Source organism: Streptomyces sp. G-G2, assembly GCF_030063135.1.
GTDB lineage: Bacteria > Actinomycetota > Actinomycetes > Streptomycetales > Streptomycetaceae > Streptomyces.
In genome coordinates, this window is record NZ_JASISO010000005.1 from 52214 (window position 1) to 64838 (window position 12625).

At 72.9% G+C, this 12625-nt stretch carries 11 protein-coding genes and 1 pseudogene; 7 read left to right on the forward strand and 5 right to left on the reverse strand.

Features of this window, described 5'->3' with window-relative positions; translation table 11 throughout:
* Window positions 1–134: 134 nt before the first annotated feature.
* From QMF80_RS05865 to QMF80_RS05880, 4 genes are all read left to right on the forward strand, one after another.
* A complete protein-coding gene (locus QMF80_RS05865; protein WP_283450157.1) occupies window positions 135–917 on the forward strand; it encodes an ABC transporter ATP-binding protein in 783 nt (260 codons plus the stop codon).
* A 69-nt stretch (window positions 918–986) separates the two neighbouring features.
* Complete coding sequence (locus QMF80_RS05870; RefSeq protein WP_283450159.1) at window positions 987–3626, forward strand: ABC transporter permease; 2640 nt, start codon at window positions 987–989, stop codon at window positions 3624–3626.
* Window positions 3627–3949: 323 nt separating this feature from the next.
* Window positions 3950–4381, forward strand: a complete 432-nt coding sequence (locus tag QMF80_RS05875; protein ID WP_283450160.1) for a hypothetical protein — start codon at window positions 3950–3952, stop codon at window positions 4379–4381.
* 59 nt (window positions 4382–4440) lie between these two features.
* Window positions 4441–4680: a hypothetical protein gene (locus QMF80_RS05880; RefSeq protein WP_283450161.1), complete on the forward strand. Its 240-nt coding sequence runs from the start codon at window positions 4441–4443 to the stop codon at window positions 4678–4680.
* A gap of 86 nt (window positions 4681–4766) precedes the next feature.
* On the opposite strand, the gene gap is transcribed toward QMF80_RS05880, so the two are convergent.
* Window positions 4767–5780, reverse strand: coding sequence for a type I glyceraldehyde-3-phosphate dehydrogenase (gene gap, locus QMF80_RS05885; protein ID WP_283450163.1), 1014 nt, complete (start codon window positions 5778–5780; stop codon window positions 4767–4769).
* A 122-nt stretch (window positions 5781–5902) separates the two neighbouring features.
* Window positions 5903–6862, reverse strand: a complete 960-nt coding sequence (locus tag QMF80_RS05890; protein WP_283450165.1) for a GlxA family transcriptional regulator — start codon at window positions 6860–6862, stop codon at window positions 5903–5905.
* 120 nt (window positions 6863–6982) lie between these two features.
* Between QMF80_RS05890 and QMF80_RS05895 the strand changes: the two genes are divergently transcribed.
* Both QMF80_RS05895 and QMF80_RS05900 read left to right on the forward strand, forming a co-directional pair.
* Window positions 6983–7504, forward strand: a complete 522-nt coding sequence (locus tag QMF80_RS05895; protein WP_283450167.1) for an SRPBCC family protein — start codon at window positions 6983–6985, stop codon at window positions 7502–7504.
* Between the two features lie 53 nt (window positions 7505–7557).
* Entirely contained in the window at window positions 7558–8313 is a 756-nt protein-coding gene (locus QMF80_RS05900) for a BlaI/MecI/CopY family transcriptional regulator (protein WP_283450169.1), read from the forward strand.
* Between the two features lie 124 nt (window positions 8314–8437).
* Here the strand turns inward: QMF80_RS05900 and thpR are convergent, their stop codons facing one another.
* On the reverse strand, window positions 8438–9052 hold the full coding sequence (gene thpR, locus QMF80_RS05905) for an RNA 2',3'-cyclic phosphodiesterase (protein WP_283450170.1): 615 nt from the start codon (window positions 9050–9052) through the stop codon (window positions 8438–8440).
* Window positions 9053–9120: 68 nt separating this feature from the next.
* A complete protein-coding gene (locus QMF80_RS05910) occupies window positions 9121–10260 on the reverse strand; it encodes a DUF5954 family protein (RefSeq protein ID WP_283450172.1) in 1140 nt (379 codons plus the stop codon).
* 273 nt (window positions 10261–10533) lie between these two features.
* On the opposite strand from QMF80_RS05910, the gene QMF80_RS05915 reads away from it, so the two are divergent.
* On the forward strand, window positions 10534–11106 hold the full coding sequence (locus QMF80_RS05915; RefSeq protein ID WP_283450383.1) for a dihydrofolate reductase family protein: 573 nt from the start codon (window positions 10534–10536) through the stop codon (window positions 11104–11106).
* 144 nt (window positions 11107–11250) lie between these two features.
* Here the strand turns inward: QMF80_RS05915 and QMF80_RS05920 are convergent.
* Window positions 11251–12502, reverse strand: a pseudogene (locus QMF80_RS05920) (glycosyltransferase).
* Window positions 12503–12625: the final 123 nt, after the last annotated feature.

The following is a 12625-nucleotide window of genomic DNA, read 5'->3' on the forward strand; positions in this document are numbered from 1 at the left end:
CCTCCACCGCGGCCCGCGGCCCTACAGAACTGCCGCACAGCGGCGCGCAAGCCGATACACAGCGGCTGAGGCCCCGATACGTTCCCCGGACACCCTTCGAAGTGCAATCCACCGCACCCGAAGAGGAGTCCCCTGTGACGCCCGCACCCTGTGAGGCTCTCGCACCGCACCCGACGACCGGGATCGCGGCCGCCACCACCGGCCTCTCGAAGGTCTACGGCAGCGGCGACACCCGTGTCGTCGCCCTGGACGATGTCAGCATCGGCTTCCGGGAAGGCCAGTTCACCGCGATCATGGGCCCTTCCGGCTGCGGCAAGTCCACCCTGATGCACTGCGCGGCCGGGCTCGACTCGGTCAGCTCCGGCTCCGTCCGCATCGGCGGCACCGAGCTGAGCACACTGGGAGACCGGCAGCTCACCGAGCTGCGCCGGGACCGGATCGGCTTCATCTTCCAGGCGTTCAACCTGCTGCCGACGCTCACCGCGCTGGAGAACATCACCCTGCCGCTGACCATCGCCGGGCGCCGCCCCGACCAGCAGTGGCTGGACCGTCTGGTGGCCATGGTCGGCCTGTCGCAACGGCTCGGCCACCGGCCCGGCCAGCTGTCCGGCGGGCAGCAGCAGCGCGTTGCCGTGGCCCGCGCGCTGGTCTCCCGCCCCGCGATCATCTTCGGCGACGAGCCCACCGGCAACCTCGACTCCCGCGCCGGCGCCGAGGTGCTCGGCTTCCTGCGCGACTCGGTGCGGGACCTGGCACAGACGGTGGTCATGGTGACGCACGACCCGGTCGCCGCGGGCTTCGCCGACCGCGTGGTGTTCCTCTCCGACGGCCAGCTGGTCGACGAGATGGTCCAGCCCACCCCCGAGCGGGTCCTGGACCGGATGAAGGCGCTCGACACCCGCTCCCGCACCGGCTGACCCGCCCCGTCCCCCTCTCCACCCCGCCCCGCCCCACCTCACCCCACCCCACGGCCCGGAAAGCTATCCATGCTGAGAACAGCCCTGCGCAACGTCCTGGCGGCCAAGGCCCGTCTGGCCATGACCGTCCTCGCGGTCTGCCTGGGTGTCGCATTCATCTGCGGCACCCTCGTCTTCGCGGACTCCTCCGCCGCGGCGCAACGCGCCGCCACGTCGCGCGACTTCGCGGACATCGCGGTCACTGTGAACCCGAAGGCACCCAAGCCCGGTGCCGCCTGGGACGAGAAGGGGGGCGCGCTCGACGACGCGCTCGTACGCGAACTCGCCGCCGTACCCGGCGCCGCCGCGGTACGCCCCGCGGCCGACGGCTCGGCGGCACTGAACGCCGCGGACGGTACGCCGCTCCGCTCGGGCACGGCGTGGGCGAACCCGGCGGGCGCGTACGTCCCGGACAAGGACGGCAAGGACAGCCGCTACCCGGTGGTCGAGGGCCACGCCCCCCGGAACGCCGATGAGGTCGCCGTCGACAGGGGGACCGCCGCCGCGGGCGGGTTCGGCATCGGGGACGAGATCACCCTCGCCACCGACGGCCCGGTCATGAAGAAGCGGCTCGTGGGCATCGTCACCACCAAGGACCCGCGGGTCAACGCGGGCGGGACCCTCACCCTGTTCGACAGGGCGACCGCCCAGGAGTTGTTCGCGACCCCGGGCCACTACACCTCGATCGACCTGTCCGCAGCCCCCGGCACCGACCAGTTCACCCTCTCCGAGCGTGTCACCGCCGTACTCCCGGCCGACCGGGCCGAGGCTGTCAGCGGCGCCGCCCAGGCCACCCAGCAGGCCAGCTACGTCAATGCGCTGACCCGGGGCTACCAGAAGCTGCCGATGATCTTCGCCGGGGTCTCGCTCTTCATCGGCTCGTTCCTCATCGTCAACACCTTCACCATGCTCGTCGCCCGGCGCACCCGCGAGACCGCCCTGCTGCGGGCGATCGGCGCCTCGCGCCGCCAGGTGGTGCGTACCGTCCTCTGGGAGGCGGCCCTGGTCGGCCTCGCCGCCTCGGCGATCGGTTTCGTACTCGGCCTCGGCATCGCCTCCGTACTGCCCGACGTCCTGAGCACCTCGCAGGACACGCTTGCGCGCGGTCCCCTGGTGATCGGCCCGTTCCCCGTCGTGGCGGCGCTCGGCGTGGGCGTGGGCATCACGGTGCTCGCCGCGTGGCTGCCGTCCCGCAAGGCGGCGAAGGTCGCGCCCATCGAGGCGCTGCGCGCGGCCGACCAGCCGCACACCGCCACCGCGTCCCGGATCCGGGGCGCGGCGGGACTGGCCCTGCTCGCCCTCGGCGGCGGATGGCTGGTGTCGCTGACCGGGGCCGAGGACGCCTCGGAGGCGAACCTGCGGAACGCGATGCTGGGCTGCGCCCTCCTCGTCGTCGCCCTGATCGTGCTGGCACCGCTCCTCGCGCCCCCCGTCATCCGGCTGTGCGGAGAGCTGGGGGGACGGCTCACCGCCCGGCTCACGGGCCGTCGGGCGGGTCACCGGACCGGCCGCCCCGGGATCATCGGCCGCCTCGCACGCGAGAACGCGCTGCGCGACCCCCGGCGTACCGCCGCCACCGCCTCCGCCCTGATGATCAGCACGGCGCTGGTCGCTGGGCTCGCCGTCATCGGCAACTCCACGGGCCGGGCCCTCGACCGCCAGGCCGCGGCGGGCCTCAGCGCCGACTACGTGATCAGCACCCGTACCAGCACGACCGCCATCGACCCCGCCGCCGAGCAGCGGGTGGCCGCCACCCCCGGGGTGCGGACGGCGACGGCCGTCACGGACTCCGTGGTGATGACCGGCGGCCAGGTCCGGGAGATATCCGGCGTGGACACCGATCATGGCGCCGGACAGGGCGCCGACGCCGTGAACAGCGTCATGAAGCTCGACTTCGTCAGCGGCTCGCTCAAGGACCTCGGTCCGGGCCGGATCGCCGTCTCCAGCACCGTCGCCCGGGAGCACGCACTGACGACCGGCGGCCGGATCAGCGCCAGTATGGGCCGCGCCCAGAACGACAAGCAGTACACCGTCATCGGCGTGTACCGGGACAACCCCACCGCACACGACGCGGTGGGCGCCCGGAGCGAGGTGCGGGAGAACAGCTTCAAGCCCGGGTCCGTCCAGCGGATCCTCGTCCGTACCGACAGCGCGGCCGCCGTCTCGAAGACCACCGAGGACCGGCTGCGCGCCGCCGTGGGCAACAGCCCGCTGCTCCAGGTGAAGGACCGCGAGGCACTCGTCCGCGACGCCGCCGGAAGTGTGGGTACCCTGCTCACCCTGATGTACGGGCTGCTCGCCATCGGCGCCGTGATCTCCGCCCTCGGCATCATGAACACCCTGGCCATGTCGGTGTCGGAACGCACCCGCGAGATCGGCGTCCTGCGCGCCATCGGCATGGACCGCGCCGGGATCCGGCGGATGATCCGCCGGGAGTCGCTGACCGTGGCGGCCTTCGGTACGGCCCTGGGCCTGGCGGGCGGCCTGTTCGGAGCCTGGGCGGTCGGCGCGCTGGCCAACGGCGCGGTCGCCCAGTACTCCCTGGCGCTGCCCTGGGGGACCCTCCTCCTGGTCTGTCTGGCGTCCCTCGCGATCGGCGTGCTCGCAGCCGCGGTCCCGGCCCGCCGGGCGGCCGCGCTGAGCCCGCTGGAGGCCGTCGCGGAGGCGTGACGCACCCACCGCCGGCGGGGCCTCCGTGAGCTGGTCCGCGAGGACGGGCGGTACGGCCGGTACGACGGCCGACCGAGCCCGCGAGGGGGCGGAGCGGGGACATCCGCATGGTGAGATGGGGCGGCGTCGGCTCGTGGCCTGTGCCAGAATCGGCGCCATGCTGCGCCAGCCGATTATTAGCGCCGGCGTGCCGGCCCGGAGCTGACGGAGCGAACCTCCCCGCAGCCCACCGCCCGCACGCAGACCTCTCGCATCCGCGAGGGGTCTTTTTGTTTTCCGTCACGAGTGGCTTTCCGCCCCACAGGACAGGAGCACCCCCTCTCATGACCCTCGCCCCGCTCATGGCACCCGAGACCCTCGGCGACACCGTGTCGCGGACCGGACTCCCCGAAGGCCGCGAACTCCCCGAGCCCGCCAGCGCGTTCACCGTCACCGTGAATCTCAACGGCCGCGCGCACGCGCTCTCGCGCATCGTGACCGTCCTCAACACCCTGCCGGTGCTGGAGTTTTCGTTCAGGACCTCGGGGACCGACCGGGCCGTGTGCGAAATCGTCGTGCCCGCCGCCGACGCCCACCGGGCCGGGGGACGGCTGATGCGCTGTGTGGACGTGGTCGAGGTCGTCGAGGTCGTCGAAGCGAGGCCCCGCCGTTCGGCGGATCAGGGCCCACGCGGCGACCGTACGGGGGACGCGTCCCGGGGCCGTTCGGGTGGTGTGGCGTGTCCCGTCGCCGTCCGGCCAGGTTTCACTGTGTGACCCGCCGCTCGCATCACTGTCCTGTGGTGTGACCGGCCCCTGGATCTCTTGGAGCACTCATGCGTATGCGCACTGCCCTGACCGCGACCGTTCTCGCCGGTGGCGTCCTGCTCGGTGGCGCCGGAGCCGCCATGGCCAGCTCCGGTGCGGACTTCGAGTCGTACACCGCCGGTGCGACCCGCTACTTCTCCCACTGCGACTCCATCGCCGCGATCCCCGCGCACTTCGGCCCCCTCTACACCTCTTCCTGCGCCAAGGGCGGGGAGACGGAGCACGAGGCCTACCAGCACCTGGGCTGACCCTCCCGCCGTACCGGCCCCGGTCGTCGTACCGGGGCCGGTGCGGTCCATGAAGACACAGGGGGAACCGGAGACAGCGCCAGCGCTCAGTGTGCGGGGGTGGCGGCGAGGAGTTCGAGGGTGTCGATCACCCGGTTCGAGAAGCCCCACTCGTTGTCGTACCAGGCGACCACCTTGATGTGGCGGCCGTCTACCCGGGTGAGTGCCGAGTCGAAGATCGACGAGGCCGGGTTGCCCGTGATGTCGGACGAGACGAGCGCGTCCTGCGAGTACTCCAGCACCCCCGCCAGCGGTCCGTCCGCGGCGGCGCGGTACGCCGCCAGCACGTCCTCGCGCGTCACGTCGCGCGCCACGGTCGTGTTGAGTTCCACGATCGATCCCACCGGCACCGGAACGCGGATCGAGTCACCCGACAGCTTGCCCTCGAGGGCCGGCAGCACCAGGCCGATCGCCTTGGCGGCCCCCGTCGTCGTCGGGACGATGTTGACGGCCGCGGCGCGGGCGCGCCGCGGGTCGCGGTGCGGGCCGTCCTGAAGGTTCTGCTCCTGCGTGTAGGCGTGCACCGTCGTCATGAAACCGTGCTCGATACCGGCCAGGTCGTCGAGCACCTTGGCCAGCGGCGCGAGCGCGTTGGTGGTGCACGAGGCGTTCGAGATGATCGTGTGCACGGCCGGGTCGTACGCGTCGGTGTTCACCCCGAACGCGAGCGTGACGTCGGCGCCGTCCGCCGGAGCGCTGACGAGCACCCGCTTCGCTCCCGCGTCGATGTGGGCGCGGGCCGCCTTGGCCGAGGTGAAGCGACCGGTCGCCTCCAGCACGATGTCCACGCCGAGTTCGGCCCACGGAAGCTGCGAGGGTTCGCGCTCGGCGAGCACCTTGATACGACGGCCGTCGACGACGAGGGTGTCCCCGTCGACCGTCACCGGACGGCCGAGCCGCCCCGCCGTCGTGTCGTAGGCGAGCAGCCGCGCGAGGGTCGCGGGCTCCGTGAGGTCGTTGACGGCGACCACTTCGAGGCTGCTGCCGCTGTCGCGCTCGAGCAGTACGCGCAGCGCGTTGCGTCCGATGCGGCCGAATCCGTTGATGGCGATGCGAGTCATGAGGGGTGTCCTTTCGGGTCACCCCCAGGTTCGCTCGATCCGGCCGCCGGCGACAGCGGCGTGATCGCCACGGTCCGCAAGGATCGCGCCACGCGTGCCCGGCTCGGGGCGCCGCTCGCGCCTCACTCGCCCCGCGCGAAGGTGCGCCGGTACTCGCTCGGGGTGGTGCGCAGGATGCGCTGGAAGTGTGCCCGCAGGTTCGCGCCGGTACCGAGACCGACGTCCGCCGCGATCTGCTCGACGCTCCGCTCCGAACGTTCCAGCAGCTCACGGGCCACATCGATACGGGCACGCATCACCCACTGCATCGGCGTGTACCCGGTGTCGTCGGCGAACCGCCGGGAGAACGTGCGGGCCGACACCGCCGCGTGCCGGGCCAGCACCTCCAGGGTGAGCGGCTCGCCCAGCCGGCGCAGCGCCCATTCGCGGGTGGCGGCGAACCGCTCGCCGAGCGGTTCGGGCACGCTGCGCGGTACGTACTGCGCCTGGCCGCCGCTGCGGTAGGGGGCCGCGACCAGCCGCCGGGCCGTGTGGTTCGACGCGGCCACCCCGAGGTCGCCGCGCAGGATGTGCAGGCACAGGTCGATGCCCGAGGCGGCGCCCGCCGACGTCAGTATGCCGCCCTCGTCGACGAACAGGACGTTCTCGTCGACCCGGACCAGCGGGTGCTGGGCGGCGAGGGCCCGGGTGTAGTGCCAGTGCGTCGTGGCGCGCTTGCCGTCGAGGAGACCCGTCGCGGCGAGCGCGAAGGCACCCGTCGAGATGGCGGCGAGCCGCGCCCCGCGGTCGTGGGCGGCGGTCAGCGCGTCGACGACGGCCCGCGGCGGGTCCTCCCGGTCCGGGAAGCGGTAGCCGGGGACGAAGACGATGTCGGCCCACGTCAGCGCGTCGAGGCCGTGGGCTACGGAGTACGACAGGCCGTCTCCGCCGCTCACCGGTCCGGGCGCCGCACCGCACACCCGGACCTCGTACGGCATGCTCGCGCGGGTCGTGAACACCTGCGCGGGGATGCCGACATCGAGGGGCTTCGCGCCCTCCAGGACGAGGACGGCGACACGGTGCGGGCGGGAGGTCTGGGGCACGGGGAAGAGCGTACGCGGGTGTGGTGTGTGCTCCACGGCCCCGCGAGGCAGTGTTACCGGGTGGTAGCTAAGACGGGGAACCGGCGGTAGCGTGACGCGCGAGAGATCGGAGTGTGTGTCATGCCTCGTCAATTCAGCGTGTCCGACAGCATCTGCGTCGGTGTCAGCCCCTCCACCGTCTACCAGCACGTTTCCGACCCCGTCCGGATGGGCCGTTGGAGCCCGGAGAACCTGGGGGCTACCGTGCGCGGCGACCACCGGGAAGAGGCCTACGTCGGCATGGAATTCGACGGACACAACAAGCGCGGCGCCTTCCGCTGGACCACGCGCTGTACGGTGACGGCCGCCGATCAGGACCTGCTCTTCCGGTTCCGGGTGCACGCCATCGGAATCAAGCGGCCGCGTCTGCCGGGCGCGATCGCCACCTGGGAGTACCGGTTCGAACCCGTCCCGGAGGGCACACGGGTGACGGAGACCTGGACCGATGACCGGCGTTCGTGGCCCGATGTCGTGGCAAACACGTTCGACAAGGTGGCTACGCGCGGGCATGTGTTCGCCGATTTCCAGCGCCGGAACATCCAGATCACCCTGCGCAACCTCAAAGCGACGCTCGAAGATACACCACACAGGTTTCCTGGGTAGAGTCCGCACCCAACACCTCTGCATACGCCGAACACCCCTACCGAGGAGCTCTCATGACCGCTCAGGAGATTCCCACTCTCAAGTCCCAGTACGCGGAGAAGGTCGGGGCGGACCTCGACCTGAACACCGCCGAGCAGGAACGAATCCGCGTGGAGATCGCCTCGCTGGGGGAGCGGCTGGCCGGTCTGGAGCAGGACCACGAACTCCTGACCGGGATGCGCGCGGCCCTCGGTACCTCCGCGGCTGTGGTGCCCGCGCCGCGGGCCGGCCGGAAGGCCGCCACGAGCGCCACGACCGCCCGGAAGGCGACGAAGGCGGCGAAGGCGACCGCGGCGGCGGGGGCGGCGGAGGCGTCGGCGAAGCCCACCACGGCCAAGGCCGCCAAGGCCACCAAGGCAGTGGCGAAGCAGGCCGCCCCGGCCAAGAAGGCGCCCGCCAAGCAGGCCGCTCCGGCCAAGAAGGCGCCCGCCAAGCAGGCCGCCCCGAAGAAGGCCGTCGCCCCGACGGAGAAGCAGACCCCGCTGGCCGAGCTGATCCACCAGCACCTGAGCACCCGCACGGAGCCGAAGACGGCCGGTGAGGTGGCCCAGGCGCTGACGGCCGTACACCCGGACCGCAACCTCAGCGACAACGTGGTGCGCACCACCACCGAGCGTCTGGTGGCCCGTGGCCGGGTCGAGCGTGCCAAGCAGGGTTCGACGGTCTACTACACGGCCGTACAGCAGGGCGCGGCCGCCGTCCCGGCGCAGGCCGCGGCCGCCGACGAGCAGGTCGGGAACAAGGAGTCCGAGGTCCCGGTCACCGTCTGACCGCGTGCGGCTCCGCGGCGCGCTCCTGGTCGACGTACCGCGCTTCGGACCCGCCCCCGTCCCCATCAGCGGCGACGGGACCGGGTCCGGGGCCCGGGGCGCGGGTACGGCTCACGCGGCGGGTTCAGCCGCCGAAGCGCCACGCCTCGATGTCGCGGTAGTGGATCGGTCCCGGGCCCCGGCCGATGTTGCTGCCCACCAGGTGCAGGCGTGCGGCGGGCCAGGGGCGGCCGTTGAACGGGGCGAGCGCGCGGGCGACGTCCACGACGCTGGCGGGGTCGTCGCGCCGGGCCCGGGCCAGGGTCAGATGGGGGCGCAGCGGCCGTTCCGGGAAGTCCACACCGCACTCCCTGACCACGGCGCGTACCTCGTCGGCGAGCAGGTGCAGCCCGTCGAGGTCCCCCTCGATCCCGCTCCACAGCACCCGTTCGTCGAAGTGACCGCCGCCGCGCATCGCCAGCTGTACGGGCCGGCGCCCCGCCGCCAGTTCCGCGAGCGGCTCCCGCAGGCGCGGGACGGCCGCCACCGGCAGTTCGCCGAGGAACGCCAGGGTGATGTGCCAGTCCTCGATGCGGTTCCAGCGCATGCGCGGGTACGCGTCGTAGGCGGGCCGCAGCTCCCGCGCCAGCTCGTCCTTCGCGTCGTCGGGCGGCGCGAGCGCTATGAACACGCGGACGGTGGGGGACTGCGGCGGGGCCTCGGCGCGGCCCTGGGCCGGGGTCCGGATCTGTTCGTTCACAAGGGAATTCGTACACCACCGCCCGCCGGGCCGGACGCACGTCCCGCCGTCGGGCCGGACGGTGAGGCTCAGCTCCCGGTCCCGGTCCCGTTGTCGTTCCCGGTCCCGTTCTCGTTCCCGGCCCCGTTCTCGTTCCCGGTCTCGGGAAGGACGCGGCCGTCCTCGTCGAGCGGGGGATGGATGCGTGTGGGGTCCTGGGAGTTGACGTCGGACGGGCGCGGGCCGTCCGGCCCGTCCGGGCCCCAGCGCAGCATCCGCCGGGTCCGTACGATCTTGTACACGGAGTCCTGGAACTCCAGCCGGTTGACCCGGCCCGCCCGCAGCGCGTCGGCGGCCTCGACGTACGCGGTCAGCTCGGGGTCGGTGAGAGCGCGGGCGTCGGCGTGCATGTCGGCGTCCTCGGGGATGAGACCGCGCATCCGGGGCCACATCCACGTCAGCGCGAAGTCCAGCGACTTGCGGGCGGCGTGCGCACTCACGTGCGGGCCACTGAGCGGGGTCCCGCCGCCCGGGGTCTGTTCCACGACCGTGAAGGTGGGGGGCAGCACCAGGATGTCCGGGTGGGTGTCCACGGCCCGCTCCGAGTCGGCCCGTACGTCCTCGGGGAACCGGTCGCCGGTGTAGCGGAAGCCGCGCAGGGCCAGCCGCTCGGCGGCCTGGGACGGGGCGACGGGCGCGTCGGGGTCCAGCACCAGGGCGTCATCGATGTCCGGACCCCTGACCGCGCGGTCCCAGTCCGGGACGAGGGGCTCCGGATCGGTGGGCCGCGGCTCCTCCATGCCCCCGGGGCCCGTCCCCGCGTACTCCTCGGCGCGCACCACCCGGTACCGGGTCCCGGCCACCGTGAGGTCGTCGACCCGCTCGTTCTCCAGCCGGGCCACCGCCGCGAGCAGCGCGCGCCGCTCCGCCCGGTCCTCGGCCCGGTCCTTCGCGCGGAACCACAGGAGCGAGTTCAGGCTGTCGCGCGCCTGCTGCGGGCAGCCGTCCGTCACCGCGACCACCACCCGCCAGCGCGGGCCCTCCCCGGAGTCCTGCGCCGCCACGCCGAACAGGGGACCGCGTACGACCAACCCGCCCGCACGCATCACGGCGTCCACGGCGTCCGCCTCCACCGCGGCTTCCACCGGCTCCACCGGCACCCGCACCACCACCGGCCTCGAACCGTCCGTCGGCCGTGGCCCGCCCGGTCCCGCATCCCCATGCTCCATGGACCCCATCCTGGCGACCGCGGCCCGCCACCGCCCCGGATTCGCGGATTCCCCACCGTCGCGGGCCCTCGTGTGCAATGGCCCGGGCCGGGTACGCCGCAGGTCTGCGGTCCCCACTGACGCCGGAGCGTGTGGATCTCCACGGCGACCGATGAGTTTCCGTCCGGTCGGCGGTCATAGATCATGAGTGGTGCGCCCGCGACCCTGTGGGGGCTGTGGGCACGCGCCGCCGAACCCGCCGAGAACCAGACACGAGATAACGAGGACCACCAGATGCGCACCCTGATCAGCACCGCCTTCGTCTCGCTCGACGGTGTCGTGGAGGCCCCCGGCGGCGAGCCCGGCTACCGCAACGCGGGGTGGACGTTCAAGGACATCGACTTCCTCCCCGAGGCGTTCGAGATCAAGGGCCGGGAGCAGAGGGAAGCGGCCGCGATGTTGCTGGGCCGGGCCAGTTACCAGGCGTTCAGCGCGGTGTGGCCGGGTATGGAGGACTTCGCCGACTACAAGGCGATGCCGAAGTACGTCGTGTCCACCACCCTCACCGAGGGCGACCTGGTGTCGAACTGGGGCGAGACCACGATCCTGCGCTCGCTGGACGAGGTCGCCGCGCTGAAGGAGAGCGAGGGCGGCCCGATCATCGTCCACGGCAGCGCCTCCCTGAACCACGCGCTCTCGGACGCGGGCCTGATCGACCGCTACCACCTGCTCGTCTTCCCGCTGCTGCTCGGCGCGGGCAAGCGGCTGTTCAGCGCCACGGACAAGGACACCCAGCAGCTGAAGCTGATCGAGCACGAGGTGTACGCCAACGGCCTGCAGAAGAACGTCTTCGACGTGGTCCGCTGACCGTTCCGGCCCCGCCGCACCGTCGCCCGTCGCGTCGCCCGTCGCGCCCCCCGTCCCCGCCTTCCCACCGGCCGGGCGCGGGAGGCCGTGGAGATCACGAAGCGTCGGCTCCCGCGAGGACGACCAACTGCCGCGTCGCCCGGGTCATCGCGACGTGGCGGCGGTGGCGAGCAGCAGCTCTGCCGCGACCGTCGCCCCGTCGGTACGGACGGTGCCGGCGACGGCGGCCGCCCGGGCGCGGGTCCCGGGCGCGAGCGCGGTGGCGAGTGCGGCCGACAGGGACGCGGCGTCCGGGACCGGCCCGTCGTGTGCCGCGCCGATGCCCAGCTCGGCCACCCGGTCCGCCCAGTAGGGCTGGTCCGCCGACTGGGGCACCACGACCTGGGGCGCGCTCGCCCGGGCGGCCGTCGTCGTCGTCCCCGCGCCTCGGTGGTGCACGACGGCGGCCACCCGGGCGAACAGGGCCTGGTGGTTGACCTCGTCGACGACGAACAGGTCGTCCCGGTCGCCGCGATCGTCCCGGCTGTCGTCCAGGTCCAGTCCGGCCCAGCCGCGCGAGAACAGGACCCGGTGGCCCTGTGCCCGGACCGCCTCGACGGCCCCCCGTCCGGCATCCGCCGCGCCGTGCAGGGGCATGCTGCCGAAGCCCACGTACACGGGCGGCGTCCCGGCGTCCAGCAACGCGGTCAGCCCGGCCGGGAGCGGCCGCTCGTCGGGCAGGACCCATGCGCCGGTGTGGACGACGTCCAGGTCCGCCGGTACCCGCCACGGGTCCAGGACCGGATCCGTGGCCAGCCACGGCCGCTCGCCGACGACGTAGTCGCGGACGTTGACCACCGGGGGCAGGCCGACCCCCGCCCGGCTGGTGTTGAGCGCCTCGCCGAACAACACGTCGATGGACTCGGAGTCCAGCTCCCGCAACACCCGGTTGTCGCGCACCTCCGGCGGGAACGGCCGCCCCGGATACGCCGGCGGCGGGTGGTGCGGCGAGGGCAGGGTGAGCTGCTGGAAGGTCACCGACACGGAGCGGATGCCCCGTCTCTCGGCGATCGACAGCGCTCCGGCCGCGGCGGGCATCATCCAGGTCGCCACCAGCACGTCACATCCCTCGGCCGCCGCCATGACCACGTCGAACTGGGCGGCGATCACCTCGGCCGCGCGCTGGGGCAGGGACGACGGCCAGGACGACGGCCGCGGCGCCGAGGTCGTCAGCGCACGCGCGGACGGACCCGACCGGCACCAGCGGCACGCCGACCCCTGCCAGCCGCCGCGCGAAGTCCTCGCCCGGCGGCGCACACACCCGCACCTCAGCGCCCAGCGTCCGCAGCCGCACGGCGAGCGCCACCAACGGCTCGACGTCCCCCCGCGACCCGTACGTCGACAACAACACCCGCATCCCCGACCCCTGTTTCCGCCGATTCTGCCCTCAGCCGGACATTCTGCGGCAGCGCGGGGGCCTTGCCGCAAGCCCCCCGGTGCGCTAGAAGTTAAGAGTGGCAAGGAGTGCCTCTTCCTCCTC

Coding starts and splice junctions, on each gene's coding strand:
- QMF80_RS05870 (WP_283450159.1), top strand. CDS start 987: ATGCTGAGAACAGCCCTGCGCAACGTCCTGGCGGCCAAGGCCCGTCTG.
- QMF80_RS05875 (WP_283450160.1), top strand. CDS start 3,950: ATGACCCTCGCCCCGCTCATGGCACCCGAGACCCTCGGCGACACCGTG.
- QMF80_RS05880 (WP_283450161.1), top strand. CDS start 4,441: ATGCGTATGCGCACTGCCCTGACCGCGACCGTTCTCGCCGGTGGCGTC.
- gap (WP_283450163.1), bottom strand. CDS start 5,780: ATGACTCGCATCGCCATCAACGGATTCGGCCGCATCGGACGCAACGCG.
- QMF80_RS05895 (WP_283450167.1), top strand. CDS start 6,983: ATGCCTCGTCAATTCAGCGTGTCCGACAGCATCTGCGTCGGTGTCAGC.
- QMF80_RS05900 (WP_283450169.1), top strand. CDS start 7,558: ATGACCGCTCAGGAGATTCCCACTCTCAAGTCCCAGTACGCGGAGAAG.
- QMF80_RS05910 (WP_283450172.1), bottom strand. CDS start 10,260: ATGGAGCATGGGGATGCGGGACCGGGCGGGCCACGGCCGACGGACGGT.
- QMF80_RS05915 (WP_283450383.1), top strand. CDS start 10,534: ATGCGCACCCTGATCAGCACCGCCTTCGTCTCGCTCGACGGTGTCGTG.